Here is a 26,264-nt window from a genome sequence, read left to right as displayed (position 1 = left end):
AACGCCACCAGCGCCAGTTCCCCACGAACGCTTCGCTCCAGCGTTACGGTGAGCCAGTAAGCCTGCGTGTCGTTGCCATCCCTGCGGTAATGAGCCTGAGCAGCCGCCCAGGCTTTGGCTTCGATGTGTCCGTCGCCATTCAGGCCGCTGGCGCGCAACGCCTCCGCTTGCGCGACCATGGCCTGCCATTGCGGATGTGACTCCAACGAGCGGCCCGCTGCGACCTCGATTCGTTTGGGCTCGACCAGCCATAGGCGCTCCCGAGCATTAGGCAGGTAGCCTCCGCCAATGTCCGAATGCACGCCGGGAAGGCTGATTTGCAGGTGATGACTCAGTACGCCATTCAGTGCGAAATTGAGCCTGCACTCATCCCGGGCCCCCAACTGAATCACTTCGCGGGCACAGCGGGGAGGCAAGTACAGGTTGACACCGTTGTTGTCGTTGTTGGCCGGACTCCAGTCGCCACGCTCAGGCGAAGAGATGGCCGCCACAGTGTCGAACAAACCGATCAGGTTGAGCTTCACACCCACCGCTGGATCAAAACTGTTCACCAACCCAAAGCGCCCAGGCTGAAGTAATTCTTTGAAAATCCCGCAGCCCGGCTTGAGGAATTCGTTGGCGCAATGGCGGGCGGCGGCGGCACCACGGCTAAATCCAAAAATATCAATTTGGATATCCCTGACTGGTTTTCCGGAATTTGTCTTCTGGAAAATATCTAGCTGTCGTTCAAGCAACCCCGGAGCTTGCGCCACTCTAGCTACAACACCAGTTTCACCTCGTCCTAAGCCTTGACCAATCACCGTGGCATCTTTGCCACCACTCCGCGTACCAATGCCCTCTACATAGACAGAGACAAAGCCGATATCCGCACTCTTTTTAAGTGGTGTTACGGCGTTATCCGGATACAGCTGATGCAAATACACCACATTACTCGGCGCATTCCCGTAGCTGTTATCCGGCGCCTGCGCAAACGCGCTCCCGGTAAACCCATCGAAGCCGTATTTGTTGCAGACCGACTGGATGCTTTCCAGATCCCGGGCGTCGTAGATCTCCAGGTCCTCCCGCCGACACTGTTCGGTGGCTGCCGCGTTGGCCATGTTGTTGCCGGTGCCATCGAAGAACAGGCCCAGACGCAGGGTGATGCCCTCTTCCAGTTCTTCTTCCTCTTCCTCCTCTTCGCGTGCTTCAGGGTCCAGCTTCACACCGGTTTCTTCCAGAGTGATCCGATCGGCGCCGTAGCCGTAGGCGCGCTCGGTCAGGCCTTCGCTGTCGGTGACGCCCTGCACGGTGCTGCCGTCGGCCAGGGTCATGCGGTAAGGAATGTAGGGCGCGGGTTTTCCGCTGTCCTTGTCGACCATGCGAAAGCCACCCTTCATCGGGTACAGGAACTCAGGGTCTTCCTGTTTCCACGGTTGCAGGGCCTTGTCCAGTGAGGACGCGCCGCCCCAGGTGATCCGATCATTCTTCAGGTTGATGCGGTTGGGGCAGCCGATTTCGACGCTGCCGTTGGCGATCTTGAGGTAGGCGCTGCCACTGACCAGGGTGATGCCGTTCTTCGCATTGAGGACAATTTCACCGTCAACACTTTCCAGGCTTAGCTCGGCCTTGGAGCGAAGGGTCATGGCGTCACTCTGCGCCTCGACCCGCACCGGGCCTCTGGCCGCCAGCAGCTTCAACCCCAGCCGATGGGCGTACAGGCTGATAGCCTCGCCCGCCGCGACGCTGAAGCGTTTGAAGACACTCACGTCGGCGCTCTCGGCCGCGGTGACCGCAAGATTTTGCGCGGCCGACACTTGCAGGTTCGTCCCGGAGGTCAGCGCCATGCCTTCCGGCGCCGATGCCAGCAGCCCGACCTTGTCGAGGCCGGACAACGCGGCTTTCAGGCGCTTTTGCTCAGCCGCATCGGCGGGCAAGGCCCCCGACACCGCAGCACTTTGCGCCAATGCCTGCACCAGTTGCAGTGCATCTTCCAACTGCGCCAGCGCGGCGTTCATGCTGAGCACATCACCCTGCGCTTTCGGCTGGCGGTCGGCGGTAATAAACAACCCCTTCCCACCCCGAATCGCCCCCCAGCCATCGGTCCTCAGCTCAAACCCTTCCCCGCGCTTTTTCTTCTGCGCATCCACCAGATGCCCCAGGTTCAACTGGCTTTTCCCGCTGTGCTCGGTGCTGAGCTTCACATGCTCCTGCCCGCGCTCATCCTCCATGCGCAGTTTGTTGTTGGCCGGGGTGCGCAGCACGTTGCGTCTGTAGTCAAGCCGCGCCAGGGTCACGTGGTCGGGGTGTTGGTCGTCGTGCAGGGCATGGGCGATGTAGGGGCGGTCGGGGTCGCCTTGTTCGAAGGCGATGGCCACTTCGGTGCCGCAGATCAGCGGCAGGTGCAGGCCGTGGGTGTCGCCCGCGTAAGGTCGGGCCAGGCGCAGCCAGAGGCTTTCTTCGCCCTGTTTCCAGTCGTCGCGGTCGAACAGGAAGTTGACCTTGTAGCGGCCTTCCCTGTCGATGTGGCTGTAGGGGTCGTTGGCGCGGTTGCTGGTGACGCGGGCAGGCAGTGTTCCGGCGATGCGCGGTTTGGGCTGCAACGGCGGTCGGAAGCAGACGCGCTCGGCGTAGGGCATGGCGTCGAAGGTGGTTTGCAGGCTTGAATCGCGGGCGGCGTGCAAGGTCAGGCCGGTGATGACCGCGCCCGGTTTGAAGGCCTGCGGTGCGCCGCCGGTGATGTCCAGCACTTGCGCCAGATGAAGGGTGGCGCAGTTGCTGGTGCCGCTCAGGCCGGTCTGGGCGTTGAGGTAGCGTTCGTGGCGCAGGCGGGCGTAGAAGAAGCCGCTTTCGCTTTGCAGGTCTTCGTCCTGATCCAGTTTGTCGCCGAGTTCGGTGTAGGGCTCGGCGTAGTGATAGGCCTCGCCGTAGGTGGTGCGCGCGCCGCGGGTCTGGTCGACGTTGTCGTCGAGTCCGACACGGGCGTTGCGTGGGTCGTAGGCACGGAAATGGATGTTCTTCTCGACCACTTCGTGGCGGGCTTGCAGGTTCCACACGGCATCCTGAGTGCCACCGCTCAGGCCCGACGGAGGGCGGCATGGCAATGGGGTGCGGGGCCAGCGGTAGTGGCGCTGGTCGTCGTGGAATTCCACCACGTCGATGCCCAGTCGGTCATCGCTGACGAAGCGGTACCAGATGCCGACCTCGGCCAGCAGGCGGGCGATGAAGGCCAGGTCGCTTTCGTCGTACTGCATGACCTGCAAGCGTTGCGGGTACTCGCGCACGGTGTTGAACCAGAAATCCTGACCGAGCATGTCGTGGCGGCTGCGCAGGACGTGATCGACGATTTCGGGCACGGATTTGTGCTGATAAATACGGGTTTGTCTGCCACGCGCCAGCCGGGCCAGACGCGGTTGCAGGGTCACGGCGTAGCGCGCTTCGTCGTGGGAGCCGGACAGACGCCGAAAGCCGGTGATGACGCCGTTCACGGTGCGCAGTGGTTTGATCTCGGGCTCCGGAAAGCCGGGGAACGGCTTGTCCAGCGGGTCGGGCACGGCGTGCAGGCTGAAACGGGCCTGACGGTTGAGCACGCGCTCGGCGGCGATGTCCTGATCTGACGAGGTGAATTCGATCTGGTAGGTGAACGGCTCGCTCAGGCGCTCGGTGCCGGTGAAAGTCAGGACGTCGAGGGTGGCTTCGAGGCTGCAGACCCAGAGGGTGTGGCGGGAGTGGTCGAAGAACAGCGGCGGCGCGTTATGCATGGTTGACATCCGTGGCAATGGAAAGGCCCGGCGCGTCCATGCGCAGAGTATCGTTGCGAACAGTCAGTGATTTTGCTGGGCAATGCCAGAGGGCAAGCCAAGAACAGGAGGGGTATTACCTAATGTCGGGATGTTTCCTACATGGCCCTAGACGGGAGGGCGGAAACAGCGTCAACGCAGCAAATTCGGCTAGGCATCCCGCCTGCGAAACACGGGATGCTACCGCTCACCGCATCTTCAGGAGTTTTCACCCGGTGTCCGACGTCCTGCACAACCCCACTTACGGCAAGCGCTTCGAGGCCGTGCTCGCCTACATCGATACGCACCTTGAAGGCGATCTGTCGGTGAGCACATTGAGCCGGATCGCGAACTTTTCGACGTTTCATTTTCATCGCCAGTTCTCGGCGTATGTCGGGGTGCCGGTGTCGCAGTATGTGCATTTGATGAGGCTTAGGCGTGCGGCGCATCGGTTGGTCGAACGGCCGGGACAGTCCGTGCTGGAAACCGCGCTGAGCGCCGGTTTCGAAAGCCCCGAAGCCTTTTCAAGGGCCTTCAAGCGCGCGTTCGGCGTGGCGCCGAGTGTGTTCGCCAGGGCGCCGAACTGGCAGGTCTGGAATGCGGCGTTCGTTGTCCCCCACTTTTCCAGGAGTATCACCATGCAGGTGCGTATCGTGACATTTACCGCAACCCGCTTCGCCGCGCTTGAGCATCGCGGGGCACCGGGGCGAATCAATGAGAGTGTCGAGCGCTTTCGCCAGTGGCGCATGCAGAGCGGGCAATCGCCGGTGGTGACGAGCCGCACGTTCGGCATGCCTTACGACAACCCCGACACCACGCCCGCCGAGGATTTCCGTTTTGCGATATGTGGCGAGATCAGCGAAGACGTAGCACCCAATGCGTTTGGCGTGGGCGAGTTGGTCATCCCCGCGGGCCGCTGCGCCGTGGTTCGCCATGTCGGCTCACCGGATTACATCGGCGAAAGCATCTACCCGATCTACCGCGACTGGTTACCCGCCAGCGCTGAGGAGCTTCGTGATCATCCGCTGTTTTTCCATTACCTGAGCGTCTATCCCGAGACGCCGCTGGACCAATGGCAAACAGATATTTATGTGCCGTTGAAATAGAGAAACGAGTACCCTCGGCCAGAAACAGGCATGTTTCAACCGCGCTATTGAAGGCGCTGAATCAGGTGTTCAAGCACCTGCCTGACTGGCCGATTCACTCACCTGCCCGAAAGGGATCGCAAATGCGTGTGGCAGTCCGCTATAACGCTTTTTCAATACCCCCCGCACGCTCAGGGACGTCCCGATGGATCGGACGGAGCCAATGAAGGCACCTCTCAGCCAGACCGAACACCGGACATTCGATGTGCCACCCTCTCCTGCCACGTTCAACATTCGCTTTGCCGTTCAGCCCAAACGGGGCGAACGCCCTGTCTCCCGACTGTTTTCACAACCCAAGGGCCAGATAGTGTTCACCCACAGCGGTATCTGGCGGGAGATGCTGATTGGCTTCACGCTGGCCCGATCGCTGAACGAGCCCGCGCGTTCGAAGTCTGCAGTACGCAGCCTGGAATTTTCCGGCGTTCTGGCCTGTGCGGTGTTGGGTTCATCGCGGTACGTGGTGACGGAGATTCGTGAGGCGATCCATCAACCATAAGGCCTAGGCAACCCAGCTCACAGGAGCCAACTGATGTTCCACCTAATGTTCAGCAGCCCGTGTCTCTACGTGATCGTTCGATACATCTGGCCGATGCCCTGGCCACTGCCTGCGAGGTTGGCCAGCGCGCTGTTGCTGCTGCTCGCCTCGCAGTACCACCTGTATTCGCGGTTCTCGTCCGGCAGTGTGTTCTCTCCGGAGTTTCCACGCGCCGTGGTGGTGCTGTTCAACTGGGCATTCGGTGCGATCCTGTTGCTGGCGGTGCTGCATATCGTCCTGGATCTGGGCACGTTGCTGACGATGCTGATTCGACAGCGCTGGCTGACCATCCCCGCTGCGGCCCGATACGCCGCTGGCACTGCCGCACTGGTGCTGGCCGCTATCGGCGTGCATCAAGCGATGCGCGTGCCGCCGGTCAAGGACATCGAGGTCGCGATCAAAAACCTGCCTGCGCAGTTCGACGGCTACACCGTATTGCAGTTGACAGACATGCACATCAGTCGGCTGTTCGATGAGCCGTGGGCGCGGGAGGTGGTCAACCGTTCGAACACGCTCGGGGTGAACCTGATCGTGATCACCGGCGACCTGATCGATGGCCCTCTCAGTACACGCACGAAGGACGTGGCGCCGCTGCGCGATCTGCATGCGCCCGACGGGGTGTACGTGATTCCAGGCAACCACGAATACTTCTTCGACAACGAAACATGGATGCAGCATTTTGCTTCGATGGGCATGAAGCGCCTGAACAATAGCCACGCGGTGATCGAACGTGACGGCGCGCAATTGACCCTGGCAGGCGTGACGGATTTGAGTGCACCGCGTGCGGGGCTGCCCGGTCCCGATCTGAGCAAGGCGCTGTCCGGCGCACCTGCGAACACGCCGATCATCCTGCTCGACCACCAGCCGCGCAACGCCCGGCAGGCTGCCCGCCAGGGCGTGGCATTGCAGCTGTCGGGGCACACTCACGGCGGTATGATCCGCCCGCTCGACCTCTTCATCGCCCGGGCCAACGAAGGTTTTGTATCCGGCTTCTATGACGTCGATGGCATGCAGCTCTACGTCAACAACGGCACGGCGCTCTGGCCGGGGTTTGCCTTGCGTCTGGGCGTGCCGTCGGAGCTGACACGTATCACGTTGAGGCGGGCTGCAGAACCGGGCTGAAGCGAGGTATTAACGCCGCCACACCTGCCCTTCCCCACTCACCACCCAAGGTGACTGATCAGCGATGATCTGCACCCCGCCCACCCAACGCTCTGCTGGCGTGCAGTCGAGCCAGTTGGCCTGCCCGCGCAGAATCTGCTCGCCCAGCTCAGTGATGCGAATCACCCGCCTGGACCACGCATCCCCCGGTTCTTCATGCACCAACGGCTGGGGCGCGTCGATCAGCGAGCGCAGCAACGCATGGAACATCATGTCGCCCAGATACGGCAGTGGTTCGTAACGCAGCATCAGTTGGCCAAACACTTTTCCGGCGGGCAACTCCCCCGCATCAGCGAGGATGCGCAGGATCAAACGCTGCGTCAGGCTCAGGCCGTCGTCTGCACCGGGCAGTTCCTGTAACTGCCTCGCCAGCGCAGGGCCGAGCAACGGCAGTTCCGTATGATGCGTTGCGGCCAGACGTGCCCAGTCGCGCGGGTCTGGCGCAGTGAAGGCCGCCCAGGCTTTGCGCGCGAGCGCCACGGCGTCTTCGCCGAGCGGTCGCCGTTGCGGCCAGAGCCAGGCCAGTACGTCCGGCGCCAATTGGCCAATGCCGATGAAGCGCTCCACACCAGGCATCCGGCTGATTTCGATGAGTTCGAGCCTGCGCGGCATCGCCGGCAGGCTTGCCAGCAAGCGGATCAGGAACAACTGATCGTAGGCATCCGCCTCGCACCACAACACCAGCTCACTGTCGGCATTCAGTTGCGCCAGCGCCTTGCGCTGCACGACTTGACGCTGCTCGACATCCCGCATCGACAGCCCGAATGCCTGCTCGATGTAAACCGCGCGCACGGCCCAGTATTCATCGTCCGGCAAAACGGGCACCGGCCCCATGACCATCGGATCGTCGAACATCTGAAACGAGCCTGAAAATCCTGCAATGCGCAGGCCGTGTTCGATGTCGTTGCCGCAGCGCCAATGCTGGACGTTCGCTTCGCCGGTCGTGGAAAAATCCGGATGACGGGCAGCAAATTCGATGCTGTCGGTGTGGGCAATCAATTTGGGCCAACTGGCGAACCCCGCTTCGCGCGCCACCAGCCATTGGGTATCGGCGAGTCGATAGTCAGGGCCAGGGATACCGAGTGTGTGCAACTGGGCACGAGCGTCGTCGGCTTCGTGGTTGTTCAGGGCTTTCAACAGGCGCTTGGCGCGTTTGCGCAGCGCAGGGACATCAAGAAGACCGGACGTGTTAGAGGCAGGCATGCCAACTCCTTACAGGGCTCGGTCCGCCGACAAGCCGGAGCTGGAATGAAGAATGTGGAAAAGCAGGCTGTGGGAGGCCCCTTCGCGCGGACCGCGGGCGTAGCAGACGCCTGAATGCGGACTTTAGCGGGATGAAGGGGCATGAGCAACGTTTGATCCTGCTCTCACGACATCAGCGCGGACATTGACAGCCTGATGAGTCGCTGGCTATAACGTATTTCGTTGTACGACAACATATGATTCGTTACGAATCACGACTAACAATAAAAACACCCGTCGGTCACTCACATGAAAGCGAATTGCTTGCTCATCACCCCACATACCCTGCCTTTGGCGCTGTTCTCGGCTGATTGCACGTCCGCTGCGTCGATATCGCTCGTGAGTATCTTTTCGATCCCGCCGCCCTGTACTTGTTAGACGTCAGACTCCAGGCGCTTCGCCTCGGAGACGTACATATGCACTCTCGCCCAATCGCCGAGAGACCATCACACCGCCAAGAACAAGAGTGATGTCATGAGCCTGAACGAGTCCACCCATCCATCATCTGCGCCTGCGCAAAGCCGTACCCAGGCGGCGACCCGGACGGTCGGCAAATACCGCTGGACGATCTGCGCGCTGCTGTTTTTTGCCACGACCGTCAACTATCTGGATCGTCAGGTGCTCAGCCTGTTGGCCCCGGATCTTTCGACGCAATTTGGCTGGAGCAACACCGATTACGCCAACATCGCCTCGGTCTTCCAGTTCGTCTACGCCATCGCGATGATCTTCGCCGGGCGCGTGGTCGACAGAATCGGCACCCGGACCGCCTACACGCTGGCCATTGGCGTCTGGTCCACGGGGGCCGTGATGCATGCGTTCTCAGTGCCGCTGGGGCAAGGCATTGGTGCGATCACCACAGCGCTGGGTTTCGCCGCCATTCCGGTGTCCATCGCAGGCTTCATGCTGTCGCGCGCCGTGTTGGCCATCGGCGAGGCGGGCAACTTCCCGATCGCGATCAAGGCCACGGCGGAATATTTCCCCAAGAAAGAACGCTCGCTGGCCACCGGTATCTTCAACTCCGGTGCCAACGTCGGCGCCATCGCTGCGCCCATTTGCGTGCCTTTGATCGCTGCGGCGTGGGGCTGGGAATCGGCCTTCATCGTGATCGGCCTGCTGGGCTTCGTCTGGCTGGGCTTCTGGATGGCGCTGTACGCCAAGCCGGATCAGCAAAAGCGCCTGACGTCCGAAGAGCTGGCTTATATCCGCAGTGACGAGGCCGAGTCGGTCAAGGCGGCGCCGGTTGCGGACACGTCTGCCAAAAAAGTGTCCTGGTTCAAACTGCTCACGTATCGCCAGACCTGGGCCTTCGCTTTCGGCAAGTTCATGACCGACGGCGTGTGGTGGTTTTTTCTGTTCTGGCTGCCCACTTATCTCTCCGCGCAGTACGGCATGAAAGGCGCGGCCATCGTGATGCCGCTGTTCGTGCTGTACAGCATGACCATGGTCGGCAGCATCGGCGGTGGCTGGTTCCCGAGCTATTTCATGGCCCGTGGCGACAAACCCTACGATGGCCGCATGAAGGCCATGTTCGTGATCGCGCTGTTCCCATTGCTGGTGCTGCTGGCACAACCGCTGGGCTACATCAGTTTCTGGGTGCCGGTGTTACTGATCGGCATTGGCGCCTCGGCGCACCAGGCGTGGTCCTGCAACATCTTCACCACCGTTTCCGACATGTTCCCGCAGAAAACCGTGGCCTCGGTCGTCGGCATCGGCGGCATGGCAGGCGGCCTGGGCGGCGTGGTCATGACCAAGATCGGCGGCTGGGTGTTCGACTATTACAAGTCGATCAACGACATTCATACCGGCTACATGATCATGTTCGCGATCTGCGCGCTGGCCTATCTGGTGGCGTGGAGCGTGATGAAAGCCTTGGTGCCGCGCCACAAAGAAATCACCGACCTCTGAACCTCAAACACAAGCGGGGCGTGATGCGCCCCGACCACAACAAAAAGGAAATATCGATGACCAAGTTGAAACTGCTGGTGGGCTTTTTGGGTGTGTTTTCAGGGTACGTCCTGGCCGCGCCATCGGCCGATGAGCAAGCTGTCGCCAAAGCGGTCGACAACATGACCCAGGCCATGCTGCACAAGGACACCAAGGCCCTCGCTGCCCTGACGTCGGACAAAGTGACCTACGGCCATTCGAGCGGCAAGATCCAGAACAAGGATGAGTTCATTGCCGACATCGAAACCGGCCGAAGCGGCTTCAAAACGCTGCAGATGTTGAACCAGAAAATCACCATCGACGGCGACGTTGCGCTGGTGCGAAACCACTTCTCCGCCCAGGCGGTGAACAGCGGCGTGGAAGTCCCGACCGAGATCGAGAACTTCCAGATCTGGCAGAAACAGAAAGGCCAGTGGTTGCTGATTGGTCGTCAGGCGTTCAAGTTCTGATCCACCTTCCTTTCTCTGAGCTGTCGGTGGGGTGATCCTCCATTACCCTGCCGACAGACTGTCGGACTCAACGCGACACAAAACACGGTCAGCAGGGCCGTGGCACCGTCCAAGGTTCAACCTCGAACACTCTCAACGCTCAAGCTCGCGCCTTCCCTGCCGATGAACTTCCCAGTTCGCCCTCGCCTTCAGGCACTATGTGCCACCGCCGTCTCAAGGAAGATGCCTCATGTCCGCTTCGCTCGACCTCGCCGCTACTCAGATCCGTCATGCCGTTCGTGCCGCTACCGAAGGGCTGGTGGGCCGTGAGCAACTGGCCGAGTTGATCGTGCTGGCGGCTGTCGCACAGGAACACATTCTCGTGGTCGGCCCGCCCGGCACCGCGAAAAGCGCGGTGGTGCGTCGTGTGGCGCAGTCTATGGGCGGTCGCTATTTCGAGTACCTGCTGGGACGCTTCACCGAGCCGTCGGAGCTGTTCGGCACGGTGGACCTGAAGAAGCTGCGCGAAGGCACGGTGGAAACCGACATCAGCGGCATGTTGCCCGAGGCCGACATCGTGTTTCTGGACGAGGTGTTCCTCGGCTCGACGGCCATTCTCAATACCTTGCTGGGCGTGCTCAACGAACGGCGCTTCCGCCGAGGTCACACGCAGGTGCAGTGCCCGTTGCGGGTCTGTGTCGGCGCGGCCAACGGGCTGCCTGACGACGAGTCGCTGGCGGCGTTCGGTGACCGCTTTTTGCTGCACCTGTTCGTGGATGCCGTGCCCGACAACCAGTTGGAAGCGATGCTGGCGGGCGGCTGGCAGTCGGAGCAGCGTCCGGTTCCCCACCTGTTGGGCCTGACTCAACTCGACACCCTGGGCCACGCGCTCAAGGACGTCGACCTCGCCCTCGTGCGGCCAGCACTGGCCCAGGCCATTCGCCGCCTGCGCGAAGCCGGTATTCACCTGTCTGACCGGCGCATCGTCAAATCACAGCGCCTGATCGCGGCGGCAGCGCTGCTGCGCGGGCAGCTCGAAGCCAGCGAAGCCGACCTCTGGCCGCTGCTCTACGTGCTGCCGACCAAAGAGATTCAGCAACACGGCCGTGAAGTGCTGAAAGACCTGTTTGCCCAGTGCAACAACAGCCATCTGTTCAGTGCCGTCGAAGAGGCGACGCTGCAACCGATGGCGCGCCTGCATCGGCTGATCGAGACTGCCGAGGATTACCTGGCACGCACTGAACCGCCCGCCAGCCCGTTGCTGGAGGCGCTGCTGCGGGAGATCGATGCCAACTTCAACAGCCAGACCCTCCCTCAGCGTCTGCATGAGGTGCGCGGCCAGGTGGCCCATCTACTGACCACCCAGGCATGACGAACATGGCCACTGCCCCCGCCATTCCCTGGCGTTGGCGAGCGCGCCGCGACCCCGGACAGGCCCAGGCCGCCGTGGCCTGGGGCGCGGTCGCAGCCCGCCTGCACACCCGGCTGCTGCGCATGAGCGAGGATCAGACGTCGCGCCTGCACGCCACCGCCAACCGAGAGGTCTTGATCGTCATGGGCCATGTCGACGACCTGCCGTGGGTCGAGGGTGTCGAATATGCCTGCGCCGAAACCGCTGCGCCCGGCCTGTGGCTGCCCACCAGTTGGGAACCGGATACGCCGCTGGACTTGATGGGACAGGCCCTGCTGCGCAGGTTCTCCCGCGCGCCGCTTTTGCTGTGGCATGCGCCGAACGCCGTGCTGCCGCTTGATCGATGCCTGCCCGTCACGGCCCGGCATCTGCAACACATTCAGGATGAGTGGGCAGGTCGCTGATGCAATTACCACCCGCCTTACAACCCTGGCGTGAATGGCTGCACGGGTTCGACTCAGAGCAATGGCCGCTGCTGGCGGATCTGTTCGCACGCCTCAACCCGATCCTCGGCCCGTTGCGCGGCATGCAGCAGGGCGGTGTGCCTGAACCCGACGGCCTGGGCGACCTGCAACGCCGTGGTCCCTATGAACGCCTGCTGACCAGCGAATGGCTGCTGGCCGACGAACTGCCCGATGAATTTCTGCGCAGGGCAGCCGTGGGCGAGCATCTGTTTCTCGCCCCGCAGTACCGTACCCATCAAGCCAATCGCATGATCGTCGTGTTGTTCGACGCAGGCCCCCTGCAATGGGGCGGACCGCGTCTGGTGCATCTGGCGCTGCTGATCCTGCTCGCCCGACGCGCCAGTGAGTCCGGTGCCGAATTGCGCTGGGGCATTCTGCAAAACACGCCACAACTGCATGAATTCAAGCATTCCGCACATTTGAAGCGACTGCTGGAGGCGCGCACCTACCAGACCGTCAGCGAACTGCACTGGGACGCCTGGCGTGACTGGCTGGCGCAGCAGGGGCACGACCACGGCGAACGCTGGCTGGTCGGTCCGCGTCTACCCATCACGGACGCCCGCGCCTGTACCCATCGGGTTCAGGTACAACGCAGCCTCGATGGCCACAGCCTGACGTTCGCGCTGCAGGGCGCAACGTCGCGAAACATCACCCTGCCCAACCCGGATGAGCGCCTGGCCCTGCAATTGATCAAGGGCGAATTCGACACCTCGCAACAGATGCCCCATCGGTCGGTCAAGGGCCGCATTCCAAGGGTCGCTCTGACGCTGGCGCCGGTCATTTCCAGCACCGGCAGCCATGTCGCCCTGAAAATGCTCGATGAGCCGGGACTGGTGGTGATCAAGTTGCCCGCCCCAAAACAGAAGAAGGCGCTGGATGTTCGTCAGACGCTCTGGAGCAAATTTGCCACACCGCTGGCGATCCACTTTCCGGGTCGCACACCCGGCGCCGTGCTGAGCATCGACGAAACGCTGGTGTTCTGGAACATGCCCGGCGTCAACCCGGTACGTCGGCCTGAACGCGAGCAACTGCAAGTGCCCGTGGGCACTGCCGCGCTGCTGCCGGTGATCTGGCTGCACAACGGCACCTATGGCCGGGTCTTTCTGCTCGACACTCAGGGGCATCTGGTCTTCTGGGTGATCGACAACGGCAAACTGCCCACCCCGCATCAGCCGGGCATCACCCACGCGATGGCCGACAACGTCGTGGGCATGGCCAAGGTCGACCACAGCACCCTGGCCTACTTGCGCAAGGATGCCGGTCGGTTGTACGTGCACCGGCTCAGCCCCTGGCAGAGCAGTTCAACGGGGCATCTGGTCGGCATGGCCAACCACGTCGATCAGGTGCTGTTCCCGGCCAGCCCTCGTTGGCATCAAGCCTTTGGGGGCTGCGCCTGGATGCGTCAGATCGACGAGCACCAACAGTGGCAACTCGTCTCGCCCAACGGCCAGACCGAGCAGGTGGATCTGGCACCTGGCTGGAAAGGCATCGGCCTGCTGATCGGGGAAGACGACGCGCTGTGCATGATCCTGCTCAGCCCCAACCAGCAATCTGTCGCGGCCTGGAGCCTGGGCGAGCAACAGGTGCTGTTCACCACCCCCGATCCCATCGCCAGAATCAGTTTCTGCCCGATGAGCAAGCTGGTCGCCACACTGACCAAGACCCGCGAACTGCTGGTGTATTGCGTGCCAGACGAGCGCCGGGTCCTGCAAATCATGTGCAATCAGGCACCTGCACTGACAGAGGACAACGCCCATGTCCGGACCTGACGCGGTCACCATTCGCCGCCCGGCGTTGACGGGCTATCAACAAATCGAGGGGCTGTGGTTTCCCGTCGAGCGCTTCAGCGAACAGGAACGCGCCCGGCTGATCGTCGCCCATTGGCAAACCGACGCCACGGCCTTTCGCTTCGCTGGCGGCGATTTGCTGCGCTTTCCCAAGGCCAGGGCGATGCTCTGCGAAGGCGTCGCGGGCTGGCCCCTGATTCGTCAGGGCAGAACGCTGTGCTCGGCGCAGTTGACCCCGGCAGAGATGCAGCGCCTGGCCCATGCCGATGTCTGGCTGGTACTGGGCACACACGTCAGCGCCCTGCACCTGCGCGACGCCACACCGCTCTCGCCCGAGCACTGGATCGACATCAGCCAGTGCGCGCTGCTCGACACCTATGACTGCCGCGAGGTACTGCCAGACGCTCTCATCGAACCACCCTCCCCACCGACTGACATACGGGAAATCCTTGGGGACTCGCTCGCGCCCGTCAGCCCCGAACGCGAAGCGGTGATGCAAGCGCTGCTGGAGCGGCAGCGCCTGGCAGGAGCCCAAAAAGCACCTTCCATTCGAGGCCCCCGCAATAACGGGAGCCATCAGCAGAACGCGCCCCCGATCAAAGATGGCATGGCAGGTTTTATCGCGGTCGCGGTGGGCATTGGCCTCTACGCGATTCATGCCTTCAATGGTGCGCAACTGCCGACCTTGACCTCCACGGCGAACCCCGTCAGGCACAAAACCCCTGCCGCCCCTGCCACGTTCGACTGGGGCAATACGGTGCTCTGGACGGTCATGGGCGCTGTGCTGTTCACCCTGGTGCTGATGGCGATACGTGCCTGGCGGCGCGGCGGCGCAACGGCGGTTGCACAACCATCGACCCACGCCGCCCGCCCCGCGCCGTCAAACGTACCGCCACGGGCATCGGGCAAACCCCGTGGCCCGGCCAGGTGGCGACGCTGGCTCACGCGCCTGGCTCACCATTCGCGCCTGTCTGCGCTCTACGGCAAACGCCAGGCGGCGTACATGCAGCGGATGCTGGAGATGTTCGAGAACGGCGACCTGCACGAAGCGCTGCGCCACGCCATTCCTCTGGGCGGCGGTACAAGCGATGGCGGACAGGCATTCGGCACTCCCAACCGACGCGACGATCTGACGCTCAGCCAGCGTTCCGGCCCGCGCAGCAGCCTGTATTTCAGCGACGATCTGGAGACCCATCTCAAGCAGGTCTACCGGCAGTCCTTCGAACGGCTGGACCGTGAGGGGCGTGTCGAAGAGGCCGTGTTCGTGCTGGCGGAACTGCTCAGAGCACGTCAGGAAGCCCTCGACTATCTGGAAAAGCACCAACGCTTTCAGCAAGCCGCCGACCTTGCGCTGGCCTGGGACATGCCCGCCTCGACCATCGTGCGCCTGCTGTGTCTGGCGGGCGACTGGCAACGGGCATTGCAGGTCGCAAGGCGTGACAGCGCATTTTCCGATGCCGTCCTCATGCTGGAGAAAAGCGGATCTGACCTCGCCCCGCGCCTGCGCCTGGAATGGGCATTGGCCCTGATCGACAAGGGTCTGTGGTTGCAAGCGGTGGACGTGATCTGGAGCCTGCCGCAAGAGCGCGAACGCGCCGGGCAATGGTTGCTCGCTGCCGAAGCGGCCGGCGGCAGTCTGGCGATCAGCGCGTTGGTAAAACGCGCCATCCTGCTGCCCGACACGCTGACCGCTTATGGCCCTTGGGTCGAACAACTGCGCGACGATCCTGCGGGAGCACTGCACCGGGCCACCCTCGCCCACGCGCTGCTGGCCCACAAAACCCACAGCCCGGCGCTGGCCTGGCTTGCGGCCGCGACCGTGCGCGCCGTCATCTGCGATCAAACCGGGCCGCACGCACAGCTCAGCCATAAGCAGCTTCAGGCGCTGGTCAGAATGAGCAAGGACAAACTGCTGCAGGCCGACTTGCCCGGCAGCGCCCTGCCCCGCAAAAAACAGCCCAATCCGGCCCTTGAGCGGGTCAGCGACCCGCTGACGTTCACAGCGCCAGAGCGAGGCAGCCGCGCGATCCTCGACGCGGTGCCGCTGACCGACGAGCGCTACCTGCTGGCATTGGGAGAAGCCGGTGCGCTGGTGGTCGACGCCAGCGGCAAGACCGTCTTTCACTTTCCAGTGCCCACCCAGACCCTCGTGCTGGGCCGCAGCCGTCAGGTCGCGCTGGCCCTGGCACAGCGCGGCGACGTCTGGCGCATCAGCAAACTGGATCTGGTCAACCGCAGTGCCCACGATCTGGGCGTGCTGATGCTGGACGCCTTCGCAAGCACCTTCGATGGCACCGCCTGGACCATCGGCCGAGGTTCGCAATTGCGCGTCGTGGACGTCGATCGCCGGTTTGAAACGCTGTGGCACATCAGCGATCTGCCCGGAAAAGTCGCCTACATTCGCGACAACGAACACAACGAATCCGTACTGCTGAGCACGCCAGAAGACACCCAAATCTGGCATTACCTGCTGCCCAGTCGCCGCCTGCTCAGCCGCGAGCCAACGCCCGCCAGAAGCCAGGCGCACAGTTGGCAAGTGTTCAACGCCACCGGCAGAACCACCGAGTTCTGGATCAAGAACAGTGATGACGCCGATTCCATCCTGATGGTCCACGCCAGCGGCGCCAGCAAAGGCTATCGCCTGCCCGGTTTCATTCAGGATGACGTCGACCCGCTACACGTTTACCCATTCGAGCAATGGCTGGTGGTGTGCTACGCCGTCGCCAACGATGAGACCCGCTGGCACTTCATCCACCGCAACAGCGACCGCCTGTGTGCCGAACTGAAATGGCCGCCGGAACATGCGCAACTGCGCGTGGTGGGCAACGAATGGGTGCTGTTCGATCATCAAGGGCGGCTGCTGCATATCGATGCCGATCATTCGCGGGTGCGAGGGGTGTCGGTGGGGTGAAAGACCTGAACGGCAGTGCTTGAGCGATTCTGTTGGCCGCTGCTCAGGTCATGCACCGCGCGATCTTTCACTGGACCCACAAGCTCGGGAGTTCAAGAAGCCTACGCCAAAGGCCGCCGCGAGCTGGAACATGAACTGGGCAAGACCATGCGTTATCGCGCCATCCGCGAACTGGCCAGTGGTGACAGTGGCAAGGTCATCAACGATCTCAAGCCCATCTGGTTGATGAGCCCGCCGGGCAATTCAACGGACTGTTCCTCAAGAACCTGGAGAACGTTCAGGGGGATGAGCGCGACGTGATCATCCTGAGCATCTGCTACGGCCCTGGCCCGACGGGCAAGATGCTGATGGACTTCGGCCCGATCAACCAGCGTGGCGGAGAACCGCAGCGGGCAAACCCCGCTAGAACAGGGCGTCATCCACATGATGACCAAGCGCGCCGAAATCGAGTTTCTCGACGCGGTCAGCGTTTACTTTCATCACGCAACGCCGGGGCTGGGCCCGCAGGTAGAGGTTTACCAGAACCCCGAATGGGGCAATCACATGCGCGACAAAGCAGTACGAGGCATGCGTTATTTCGACAGTGTCCTGAAAAATCAACCGTTCGTTGCGGGCGACAGGTTCACCATGGCCGATATTGCGGTCCTGGGCGGCATGATTTTCGCCGCTCTGGTTAAGCTTCCCATACCGGACGAATGTGAAGCGTTGCGAGCATGGCATGTAAGAATGCAAGAGAGACCAAGCGTCCAAGAGTGGCGAGCAATGGTAGAGCGCGGCGCGCCACAAAAGTGAAGCGAAGAGGCATCTGCCCTCTCTGGTAGGGGGCAGATGCAGTGCTGGGAATCTGCGTTCGTCACTGGCTGCAATCGGCCAAAATCGAACACTCGCGCTCAGTCATCTCCCCGCGTGCACCATGTGAAACGCAGCAACTCGGTTGCTGCCAAGCTGGAGGAAACTGCAATCAGCGGTGCAAATTGCGCCACCACGTACTCAGCCGGGGGCGAGCCATGAGATACGAGTTAGCAAAGAGCCTGCGGTAAGGCACCCAGGCCAACCGCTCTCATTCTCCAGATCCCGTTAAACCTGAGATCCACTGCCGAAAGGGGCTCAATATCGATGGCATGAAATGAGGCGGGTGGGCAACGCAGCACCTTGAGTAACGCTGCACGCATCAAGAACGGATGCGTGACAGCAACAATATGGCCGGTGCCTGACAATGAATCCAGCCAGTCGTTAACGCGCAGGCACACGCCATGAATGGACTCGCCTCCGTGGGGAGCTGCCTGCCAGTCTTGAATCCAGGCACCCATCGCGGCGGGCCCTATCGCTTCAACCTGCCGTCCCTTCCAGTCCCCAAAATCACAATCGCGAAGGGCTTCGGTGATTTCGACAGTGCCTGAGAACAGCGCAGCAGTCTGTCGGGCTCTCAGTTCAGGCCCGCACACAAACCGGGTCTGCCGACCAAACATCTTTGACCACTCGCCCTTCTTCTGCTCCCAGTCGATCTCCACAGGCTCGTCCAGGGGGAAGCGTGCCTGTTTTTGAGCCAGAGTCCTGGCATGAGCGATCAGCGTCAAGCGTAGAGCCATATCGGAATTCCTGTGGTGCCTGGATGCACTCAGGCTACACCAGCCGAGCTGTATCTTTATGTTAGGAAGTAGAAGTCGATCAAATTCCGACGCGGTCGGGCCACTGTAGCCGGCTCAACGCCGAAAGCCAGACCTCACTTCGATCTTCCCCACCGTCACCGGGACGCGAAATCCGGTATTTGGGTTTGCCAAGGTGTTTGAAGAACCTCAGGTGGATAAGGCAATCGCCTTTGAAGAAAGCATGGCGCACATGCACGGTGATGCAGAAGAAGAGGAAGAGCTGGCCGAGCTGCACATGACGCTGAATGACACCAGCGGCGGACTCATCGACACGCTGTAGAACGACTGACACGTGAAGCCGATCGGCTCACCATCGACCTGCGAGGTGATCACCGTGATGCCCGAGGCGTAGTGCCCGAGCGCCTCGCGAAAGCTCAGTGGCTCGATGGCCTTAGCAGAAAGCGACATGGCAGATCCTGATCCTAACGGGAGAGTTCTCGGCGAACGATATCTGCGCCAGCACTCAACGCATTCAGCTTGCCCCGGGCAACGTGGCGCGGCAAAGGTGCCATACCGCAGTTTGTGCACGGATAGAGCTTGTCGGCATCGACGAATTGCAGTGCTTTGCGCAGGGTGTTAGCGACTTCTTCAGGCGTTTCGATGGCATGGTTGGCCACGTCAATTGCCCCGACCATTACTTTCTTGCCGCGAATGAGCTCGATCAGGTCCATCGGAACGTGAGAGTTGTGGCATTCCAGCGAAACGATGTCGATGCTGGACTTTTGCAGTTTAGGGAACGCCTCTTCGTACTGGCGCCACTCTGAACCCAATGTCTTTTTCCAATCGGTATTGGCTTTGATGCCGTAGCCGTAGCAAATATGTACGGCGGTTTCGCACTTCAAGCCCTCGATGGCGCGCTCCAGCGTGGCAACGCCCCACTCGTTCACCTCATCGAAGAACACGTTGAAAGCAGGTTCGTCGAATTGAATGATGTCGACCCCGGCAGCCTCCAGCTCCTTGGCTTCCTGATTGAGGATCTTGGCAAATTCCCACGCCAGTTTCTCACGGCTCTTGTAGTGAGCGTCGTAAAGGGTGTCGATCATCGTCATCGGGCCAGGCAAGGCCCATTTGATCGGCTGCTGAGTTTGCGAACGCAGAAACCTGGCGTCTTCGACGAACACCGGTTTTTTACGCGCAACAGCACCCACGACGGTCGGAACACTCGCGTCATAGCGATCACGAATTCGAACGGTTTCGCGTTTTTCGAAATCAACGCCTTCAAGGTGCTCGATGAACGTCGTCACGAAGTGCTGACGGGTTTGTTCGCCGTCACTGACGATATCGATACCGGCATGTTGCTGTTCTTGCAGCGCCAGACGCAGCGCATCCTGCTTACCTTCAATCAGCGCTTCATCTTGCAGTTTCCAGGGTGACCAAAGTGTCTCGGGCTGAGCGAGCCAGGAGGGCTTGGGCAAACTACCCGCCGTGGACGTGGGCAACAACTTTTTCATGGGAAATAACCTTGGCTTTGAATTGATCAAAAGGCGCAACTGACAGACCACTGCTCAAGCACGGCCTGATAAGGCTTGATGAAGTGCTCTTCGGCAAACTTGCCCTGCTCCACCGCCAGACGACTGCGCTCTTCCCGGTCATACACAATTCGGGTCAAGGAGTAGTCCTGATGCTTCAGGCTCGGTTGATAGGATTTGCCTGCTGCCGAGTTCGCGTTGTAGATCTCGGGCCGGTAAATCTTCTGGAACGTGTCCATGGTGCTGATGGTGGCAATCAACTCAAGGTTGGAGTAGTCCGCCAGCAGGTCACCCGAGAAATAAAACGCCAACGGCGCAGCACTGTTCGGCGGCATGAAGTAACGCACGGTCATGCCCATTTTCCGGAAATATTCGTCGGTCAGAGAATACGCATCCTGTTGGTACTCAAAGCCCAATACCGGGTGCTGATTCTCGGTGCGGTGGTAAGTACGCGTACTCGACACGCTCAGGCAGATGACCGGCGGCTTGTCGAAATGCTCTTTATAAGTGGCGGAATTGACGAAGCACTTGAACAGCTTGCCATGCAGATCACCAAAATCTTCTGGCGTGCTGAAACCGGCCTGGTTCTTGTTGTGCTCCAACAGACGCACGCTGAAATCATAGTCCCGTACGTAAGAGGAGAAGTTGTTCCCCACGATGCCACTGATGCGCTCGTGGGTGTGGCGATCAACAATCGTCGTTTTCAGAATTTCAATCAACGGGATGGCATGTTCGCTGCTGCCCGCATCAATATTCATCTCGGCGGAAATGATGTTCAGCTCGACCGTGTAACGATCACCGGTAGGGTTGTCCCAATGGGCCAGCGCGTTGAAGCGGTTATCGATCATCTTCAATGTGTTGCGCAGGTTCTCCCGACGGCTTTCACCCCGAGCCAGATTGGCAAAGTTAGTGGTGATCCGCGTGTTGTTTGACGGAGCGTAATGCTCGTCGAAACAAATGCTCTTGATCGCAAATGTGAATTCGTTGTTCATCGTAGCTGGCACCCTAATTTTTCAGGCAAATCTGAATCAGCTTCTGGCTGCTTCAGCTTCTGCCCATCGTCGGTTTCCTCACTCGATGACCATAAGCCTGGCCTTGGTGAAGAGCTGGGGGCAGCTTAAAGCGGGGGCTACATGAACAAAAACGAATTTATCTCAAAAAAATATTAGTCACGCTCATGATGGGACGAAAGAAGCCAGAGAGGTTCTCCCCCTGCGTTGGGCCTGCATTTGCCGTGAGAAACTGCTGAAACCCTTCTTTCTGGATGGTCCGTTGGACACCCTTCAGGGCAAGTCTCGGGGGATATGTATAACGTGTCTTCGTTTGCCGTGCTCGCTGTCAGCGCCCATACCGCAGAACAGCTCGTAAACAAGCCTCAGGCTTGCGCAGCGTTACTGGCTTTACTTTGGAACATGGCGGCATCGGCCTTGAACATCAGCTCGTCGAGGAGTTCGCCATTTTCCGGATACCAGGCCACACCAAGGCTGGCGCTGACTTGGATCTGGTTGTCCCTCCAAGGCATGGGCCGCTCGATAGCCTTGCAGATGTCCTGGGTGATGCGTTGGATATCGTGTTTGTGATGCGCGCCGTCGAGCAGCAAGACAAATTCATCGCCGCCCATGCGCGCGGCAATTTCGAACTCGCGAATATGGGGTTTGATGGCCGAGGCGACATGGATCAGCACGGCGTCGCCCGCCTGGTGGCCAAAACGATCATTGATCTGCTTGAAATTATCCAAGTCGATATAACACAGGGCCAGATGCTCTCCTCGGCTCTTGGCGCCGAGCAATTTCTGGGTGACGAAGGGAATAAAACGGTTGCGATTGGGCAAGCCAGTCAGGCTGTCATAGAACGCCAGCTTGCGGACCTCCTCTTCGGCGAGTTTGCGCAACTTGATCTCTTTGCGCAGATGGCGCTGGGCATTCAACAGCACCAGCGTGAACATCAGGATCAGCACGCCACCGATGCTGATCAGGATAATCGTCTTGCGCAGCCGCTCGACGAGCTGTGGCGGGTTGGGGTCGTAGATGAAGTTTTCCAGACCGTCGATGCTGTCGACCATGCCCAGTTCGAGGAAGGTTTCAGCCATACGTTGCCAGCGCCCCGGATTCATATGGCCGATCTCGATCAAGTCGGACTGCACCAGTGGACGCATGGCTTGGGCTTCGAACGCCAGGTGAGCGCGGCTTTTCTCCACCGAATACTGCTTGAGCAGCAGGTCGATGATTTCTTCAGGGTGATCCATCGCGTAACGCCAGCCGCGCAGCGTCGCGCGACGGAAAGCCTCGACCCGCTGAGGGTGCTCATCGATCTCGGCTTGGGTGGTGAACAGGATGTCGCTGTAGAAGTCGATCCCGTAGGTGACGGGCGAGATCACGTTGTAGTCCACACCACGCTGTTGCAGGTAGAAGGGTTCGTTGGTCAGGTACGAGTTGAAGGCCGTGACCTTGCCGCTGGCCAAGTCCTCAATTTGGTAGCTGCTGGGCAGCAGTTGCATTTTTTCGAGGGGTATCCCCTCGCTGCGGAACATCGCTAGAAAGTCGGCATCGGTCTGGGCATCCATCAACATCACAGGCTTGCCGATCAGGTCGTGCACGGTGCGAACACCTTTGTCGGTGCGCGCCAGAAGCACCGAGGGCGAATGCTGAAAAATCACCGCCAGCGCCACCAGAGGCTTTCCATGCAGGCGAGCGAAGAGTAACTCGCTGTTGGCCTCACCGTACTGCGCACGCCCGGAAAGCACTTCTTCGACGGGTGTGACGTTAGGACCACCTTCGTGAATGCGTACGTCCAACCCCTCTTCGCGGTAATAGCCTTGCGCCACGGCAGCGTAGTAGCCGGCGAACTGAAACTGATGTTTCCAGCGCAGCTGCATATCAATCACCTGCACGGCACCATTCTGCTGGGTAACCGGGCTCGCCAAAGCCGCCTGAGCCGGGAACAACAGCACGAAACACAGCAGCCGACGCAGCCGACCCGACAGACGTTTATCCGGCTGACCTGGCGTATTAGAGCCGCTACGGAGGCTGGGCATAGTGGAGGGTCCGTGAATCGCGCTTATCGTTTAGCGAGCAAGGCAGGAGCGGCATTGTGGCATCACAGATGGGGTGCCAGCAATCGCGTGCCCTGTTGGGGGCGAAGTGTGGCCTTGCAGACATGTTCAGATCTAACGCAGTAGCACGCACCAGCAAGCAACCCATTGTTTGACAGCTCAACACGATCCATTCGGCATTCGCCATCGGCTGGCCTCCTGTCAAATGTCATCACCCCTCAAGCCGTCTTGCCGCCATTCACGCGCACGATCTCGCCGGTCATGAAAGGTACCGCCCCCGAGGCCACGAAGACGATCATTTGAGCAATCTCCTGCGCTGTGCCGATGCGCCTCATCGGCACACCTTCGATCATGCGTTCTCTTCCTGCCTCATCAGCGGCAATCCGATCGAACATTTCGGTTTGCACAGGGCCAGGTGCCACGGCGTTGACCCGAATGCCAAACGGCGCGGCTTCCAAAGCCACCGATTTAGTGATCCCTTCCACCGCGTGTTTGCTGCCGGCGTACAGGGACGCATTGGGCGCGCCCTTGATGCCCATGCTCGATGACAGATTGATGATGCTGCCGAACCCTTGCGCTCGCATCACGCGCATTTCGTGCTTCATCGACAACAGTGTGCCCAGCACGTTAGCGGCAAACACCTGCTCGTATTCGGCAGGTGTCACTTCCTGAATGGGTGCGAACTTGCCGTCCACCCCCGCGTTATTCACAGCCGCGTCCAATCGACCAAACGTGGAAACGGTCACATCAACGAGACGTTCGATCTCGCTTTCATCGCGCACATCCGCACGCTGAAAAATTGCCTGCGCGCCCAGCGCTTGCAGTTCCGCGAGCAGCGTTTGCCCCGCGTCGTCGCGACGCCCCGAAATCACCACCCGGTAGCCCGCTTGCCCAAAGGCGATGGCTGTCGCTCGGCCAATGCCTGCCAGCGCGCCTGTTATCAGTGCTACCGGCGTATCGTTGCTGTTGTTCACAGGGCTGCTCATCATGATTCTCCAGATTGGGTTCAGCGTCTCGCACCCGCTCAACGGGCGCCAAATACGGGGTTCTCGAAAATGTCGGCGTGACCTTGGGGAAGTGCGCGCCAGTATTGCGGGGGGGCTGCAACCTTGGCGCCCAGCTCTGCCGCCGCCCGCCATGGCCAACGGGGGCCATTGAGCATCGCGCGGGCGATGGCCACCAGGTCGGCCTTGCCCGACCGGACGATCTCGTCGGCTTGACGGGGGTCGGTGATCAGGCCCACGGCGGTCGAGAGCAGCCCGGTCTCTTGCTTCACTTTTGCAGCGAACGGCACCTGATAGCCGGGGGCAGGCGCGATCTTTTGCATCGGGGAAATACCGCCCGAGGACGACACCACTCAATCCGCCCCATGCGCTTTCAGGGCGTGAGAAATGGCCACCGTCGCCTCGATGTCCAGCCCGCCCTCCATCCAATCGGACGCCGAGAGTTTCACGCCAAGCGGGCGATCTTCTGGCCAGGCGTCGCGCACGGCGTCGAAGACTTCCAGCAGAAAGCGCATGCGATTTTCCAGCGACCCACCGTACTCGTCGGTGCGCTGATTGGCGATCGGCGAGAGGAACTGGTGGATCAGGTAACCATGGCCGCCGTGCAGTTCCAGCGCATCCACACCTAAACGGACGGCGCGCCGGGTCGAGGCGACGAAAGCATCACGAAGGCGCACGATGTCGGCTTTCGTCAGTTCGACAGGCGCCGCCTCGCCCTCTTTGTGAGGTATCGCGGACGGTGCGACGGTCTTCCACCCGCCCTCTGAAACAGGGATGAGCTGGCCACCGCGCCACGGTTCGTAACTGGAGGCCTTGCGGCCGGCGTGGGCCAGCTGCAGGGCGACAGGGATCTGCGAATGGTCCCTGATCGCTTGAATGACCGTGCCGAGCGCCGCCTCGGTGTCATCGCTCCACAACCCGAGATCACCGGGGGTGATTCGCCCTTCGGGTTCAACCGCTGTGGACTCGATGGTCAGCATACCGGCACCGGAAATGGCCAGTTGCGTAAGGTGTGCAACATGCCAGGCGTTAGCCAAACCATCGACTGCGCAGTACTGGCACATGGGCGAGACGACAATGCGGTTGGGCAACGTGAGACCGCGCACTTGCAATGCTGAAAACAGACCGTTCATGAGGACCCCGTTGATCAGAAGGTAACGGCCTGCAGAATGAGCGATGCCCCATTCGCAATAAACGGTGTAACGGTCCAGTCACTTCGGCGTTTTTGTCTGTTATTCCATCGTTGCTCTGTCCATCCGACGATCAAGGCATTGTTTGGCCCGAATGAATTCTGTTTAACGTGTACGTCGATTTATCCCGATTCATCGTCCCCGTATTGTCGCTCCACCTCTGCCGCACTCATCACAGTGAATGCGGCAACCTTCTCTCACTACGGGATACTCATATGAAAATCGTCGTAACAGGCAGCGCCGGTAACGTCTCCAGGCCATTGACCGAATTGCTTCTGGCGGCTGGACATCAAGTCAGTGTCGTCAGTCGCAACGCCGAAAACATCGCCGCGCTAGTCAAACAAGGCGCGAACGCCGCGATTGGCGACATGGAAGATGTGGCTTTCTTGACAGACACATTGAAAGGGGCGGATGGGGTTTACCTGATGTTGCCGCCGATGTGGAACTCGCAAGACCAGAAGAAACAAAGCACCGAGTACGCGCACAACTTCAAAGCTGCCATCGAAGCGACGGGCGTTAAAAACGTGGTGTTCCTCAGCAGCTACGGTGCTGATCGCCAGACGGATGCCGGCCCTATCAGCGGCATGGGCCTGGCGGAAGATGTGCTCAACACATTGGGTTCCGACGTGAACGTGCTGAGCCTGCGCACGGGCTACTTCTACACTAACTTGCTGTTGTCCATCGACCTGATCAAAAAATCCGGTCACATGGGCAACATGTTCGCAATCCCTCAGGGGCGATTCACGGTCGTCGACCCCGAAGACATCGCCCGCATCGCGGCGGCGGCGCTGGCCACACAAAACTTCAAGGGCCATACCTATCAGTACGTGATCAGCGACCTCACGGGCACCGATGAAATTGCTGCGCTGATCGGTCAGGAAATCGGTATCCCACACCTGAAATGGGAAAAGTTCGAGAAAGAGGATTTCCGCCAGGTGCTGCTGGGTTACGGTTTCGCCAACGGGGCGGCAAATGATTACGTCGAAATGTTCGACACCCTCGACAAAGGCCTGCTGTTCGAACACTTCTTCGAAACGAAGGCGCCGTTTGGTGGCACCTCTATCGAAGCGTTCGCCAAACGTTTCGCCGCCATTTATAAAAGCCGCTGACCCAGAGG

General features: G+C 60.6%; 16 protein-coding genes and 4 pseudogenes. 11 read left to right on the top strand and 9 right to left on the bottom strand.

Features of this window, described 5'->3' with window-relative positions:
- Positions 1 to 1,427 precede the first annotated feature (1,427 nt).
- Positions 1,428 to 3,737 (bottom strand): annotated as a pseudogene (locus ACI5GA_RS23620) (type VI secretion system Vgr family protein); the annotation flags it as partial.
- Between the two features lie 254 nt (positions 3,738 to 3,991).
- On the opposite strand from ACI5GA_RS23620, the gene ACI5GA_RS23615 reads away from it, so the two are divergent.
- The 3 genes from ACI5GA_RS23615 to ACI5GA_RS23605 all read left to right on the top strand — a co-directional run bounded on the left by ACI5GA_RS23615 (position 3,992) and on the right by ACI5GA_RS23605 (position 6,557).
- Complete coding sequence (locus ACI5GA_RS23615; RefSeq protein ID WP_421424474.1) at positions 3,992 to 4,861, top strand: AraC family transcriptional regulator; 870 nt, start codon at positions 3,992 to 3,994, stop codon at positions 4,859 to 4,861.
- Positions 4,862 to 5,063: 202 nt separating this feature from the next.
- Positions 5,064 to 5,396, top strand: coding sequence for a hypothetical protein (locus tag ACI5GA_RS23610; RefSeq protein WP_421424472.1), 333 nt, complete (start codon positions 5,064 to 5,066; stop codon positions 5,394 to 5,396).
- 33 nt (positions 5,397 to 5,429) lie between these two features.
- A complete protein-coding gene (locus ACI5GA_RS23605) occupies positions 5,430 to 6,557 on the top strand; it encodes a metallophosphoesterase (protein ID WP_421424471.1) in 1,128 nt (375 codons plus the stop codon).
- 9 nt (positions 6,558 to 6,566) lie between these two features.
- Here the strand turns inward: ACI5GA_RS23605 and ACI5GA_RS23600 are convergent, their stop codons facing one another.
- Complete coding sequence (locus ACI5GA_RS23600) at positions 6,567 to 7,799, bottom strand: DUF1835 domain-containing protein (protein ID WP_421424469.1); 1,233 nt, start codon at positions 7,797 to 7,799, stop codon at positions 6,567 to 6,569.
- Between the two features lie 513 nt (positions 7,800 to 8,312).
- On the opposite strand from ACI5GA_RS23600, the gene ACI5GA_RS23595 reads away from it, so the two are divergent.
- The 7 genes and pseudogenes from ACI5GA_RS23595 to ACI5GA_RS23565 form a co-directional block, all read left to right on the top strand.
- A complete protein-coding gene (locus tag ACI5GA_RS23595; protein WP_421424466.1) occupies positions 8,313 to 9,743 on the top strand; it encodes an MFS transporter in 1,431 nt (476 codons plus the stop codon).
- A gap of 56 nt (positions 9,744 to 9,799) precedes the next feature.
- Positions 9,800 to 10,231 (top strand): nuclear transport factor 2 family protein, encoded by a 432-nt coding sequence (locus ACI5GA_RS23590; RefSeq protein ID WP_421424465.1) that lies wholly within the window; start codon positions 9,800 to 9,802, stop codon positions 10,229 to 10,231.
- 229 nt (positions 10,232 to 10,460) lie between these two features.
- Positions 10,461 to 11,582: an AAA family ATPase gene (locus tag ACI5GA_RS23585; protein WP_421424463.1), complete on the top strand. Its 1,122-nt coding sequence runs from the start codon at positions 10,461 to 10,463 to the stop codon at positions 11,580 to 11,582.
- A gap of 5 nt (positions 11,583 to 11,587) precedes the next feature.
- On the top strand, positions 11,588 to 12,025 hold the full coding sequence (locus ACI5GA_RS23580) for a hypothetical protein (RefSeq protein WP_421424461.1): 438 nt from the start codon (positions 11,588 to 11,590) through the stop codon (positions 12,023 to 12,025).
- Positions 12,025 to 13,854: a hypothetical protein gene (locus tag ACI5GA_RS23575; protein ID WP_421424458.1), complete on the top strand. Its 1,830-nt coding sequence runs from the start codon at positions 12,025 to 12,027 to the stop codon at positions 13,852 to 13,854. Before ACI5GA_RS23580 ends, ACI5GA_RS23575 begins: the two co-directional genes overlap by 1 nt.
- Positions 13,841 to 16,783 carry a bpX6 domain-containing protein gene (locus ACI5GA_RS23570; RefSeq protein ID WP_421424456.1) on the top strand — a complete coding sequence of 981 codons (2,943 nt, stop codon included), beginning with the start codon at positions 13,841 to 13,843 and terminating at the stop codon, positions 16,781 to 16,783. The genes ACI5GA_RS23575 and ACI5GA_RS23570 overlap by 14 nt, the downstream gene beginning before the upstream one ends.
- A 387-nt stretch (positions 16,784 to 17,170) precedes the next feature.
- Positions 17,171 to 17,575 (top strand): annotated as a pseudogene (locus ACI5GA_RS23565) (glutathione S-transferase family protein); the annotation flags it as partial.
- A gap of 227 nt (positions 17,576 to 17,802) precedes the next feature.
- Here ACI5GA_RS23565 and ACI5GA_RS23560 read toward each other — a convergent pair.
- The 7 genes and pseudogenes from ACI5GA_RS23560 to ACI5GA_RS23530 all read right to left on the bottom strand — a co-directional run bounded on the left by ACI5GA_RS23560 (position 17,803) and on the right by ACI5GA_RS23530 (position 25,090).
- Complete coding sequence (locus tag ACI5GA_RS23560; RefSeq protein ID WP_404640100.1) at positions 17,803 to 18,372, bottom strand: histidine phosphatase family protein; 570 nt, start codon at positions 18,370 to 18,372, stop codon at positions 17,803 to 17,805.
- A gap of 279 nt (positions 18,373 to 18,651) precedes the next feature.
- A pseudogene (locus tag ACI5GA_RS23555) lies at positions 18,652 to 18,840 on the bottom strand (flavin reductase family protein); the annotation flags it as partial.
- A gap of 14 nt (positions 18,841 to 18,854) precedes the next feature.
- Positions 18,855 to 19,883 (bottom strand): methionine synthase, encoded by a 1,029-nt coding sequence (locus ACI5GA_RS23550; protein ID WP_421424454.1) that lies wholly within the window; start codon positions 19,881 to 19,883, stop codon positions 18,855 to 18,857.
- 26 nt (positions 19,884 to 19,909) lie between these two features.
- Entirely contained in the window at positions 19,910 to 20,893 is a 984-nt protein-coding gene (locus ACI5GA_RS23545) for a DUF1852 domain-containing protein (protein ID WP_404640092.1), read from the bottom strand.
- Positions 20,894 to 21,276: 383 nt separating this feature from the next.
- Positions 21,277 to 22,935: an ABC transporter substrate-binding protein gene (locus ACI5GA_RS23540; RefSeq protein WP_421424451.1), complete on the bottom strand. Its 1,659-nt coding sequence runs from the start codon at positions 22,933 to 22,935 to the stop codon at positions 21,277 to 21,279.
- A 236-nt stretch (positions 22,936 to 23,171) separates the two neighbouring features.
- A complete protein-coding gene (locus ACI5GA_RS23535; protein ID WP_421424449.1) occupies positions 23,172 to 23,942 on the bottom strand; it encodes an SDR family NAD(P)-dependent oxidoreductase in 771 nt (256 codons plus the stop codon).
- A gap of 35 nt (positions 23,943 to 23,977) precedes the next feature.
- Positions 23,978 to 25,090 (bottom strand): annotated as a pseudogene (locus ACI5GA_RS23530) (NADH:flavin oxidoreductase/NADH oxidase).
- Between the two features lie 272 nt (positions 25,091 to 25,362).
- On the opposite strand from ACI5GA_RS23530, the gene ACI5GA_RS23525 reads away from it, so the two are divergent.
- Positions 25,363 to 26,256, top strand: a complete 894-nt coding sequence (locus ACI5GA_RS23525; RefSeq protein WP_421424446.1) for an NAD(P)H-binding protein — start codon at positions 25,363 to 25,365, stop codon at positions 26,254 to 26,256.
- Positions 26,257 to 26,264 lie beyond the last annotated feature (8 nt).

This window comes from Pseudomonas sp. Pseu.R1 (assembly GCF_045764065.1).
Taxonomy (GTDB): domain Bacteria; phylum Pseudomonadota; class Gammaproteobacteria; order Pseudomonadales; family Pseudomonadaceae; genus Aquipseudomonas.
Note: the sequence above shows the minus strand (reverse complement) of the source record. Positions and strands in the feature narration are given on the sequence as shown.